The organism is Mesorhizobium sp. M8A.F.Ca.ET.208.01.1.1 (assembly GCF_004791315.1).
Taxonomy (GTDB): Bacteria; Pseudomonadota; Alphaproteobacteria; order Rhizobiales; family Rhizobiaceae; genus Mesorhizobium.
In genome coordinates, this window is record NZ_SRUT01000038.1 from 1 (window position 1) to 535 (window position 535).

The following is a 535-nucleotide window of genomic DNA, read 5'->3' on the forward strand; positions in this document are numbered from 1 at the left end:
ACGATCGAATCGGGCAAGGGGCGGAAAGCGTTGCGCGAAAGCCAGCGGCTGCCCGCCTCGTACCAGCGCTCGGGAAAATCACGCGTGTAGCTCGAAATGTCGTGCGGGTGTTCCTGCGCCGTGCGCGCCAGGATGTCTGCAATCACCGCGCCCTGGCCGACATCGGGCGCGGCGGTGCTGTCGAAGCGCAGCTTGCCGCTCGGGGCGTCGATTGGGCGCGTGCCTTGCAAGCCCGGTTCGACCTCGGGTTTCGGCGTTTCGGCGCGCTGGGCGAGCACATAGGTGCCGCGACCGACCTCACCGCTTACCAGGCCACGTTCGCGCAGCAACTGATAGGCCCTGCCGATCGTGCCGACCGTCGTGCCGATATCGTAGGCGAGGTCGCGCTGCGGCGGCAGTTTTGCACCGGCATCGATGACGCCCTTATCGATATCTGACTCAATGCTGTCAGCAAGGCGCTGATAAAGCGGACCGGAGCCAGTGGAAAGGTCAGGGAGCCAATTTGTCATGGTGACAATTTTCTATATTGCACCGC

At 63.6% G+C, this 535-nt stretch carries 1 protein-coding gene; it reads right to left on the bottom strand.

Annotation, left to right across the window (positions count from 1 at the left end; translation table 11 throughout):
- Nucleotides 1-509 (bottom strand): GntR family transcriptional regulator (locus EN851_RS34155; RefSeq protein ID WP_135931047.1); only part of this gene is annotated, 509 nt, incomplete at its 3' end.
- Between the last annotated feature and the right edge of the window lie 26 nt (nucleotides 510-535).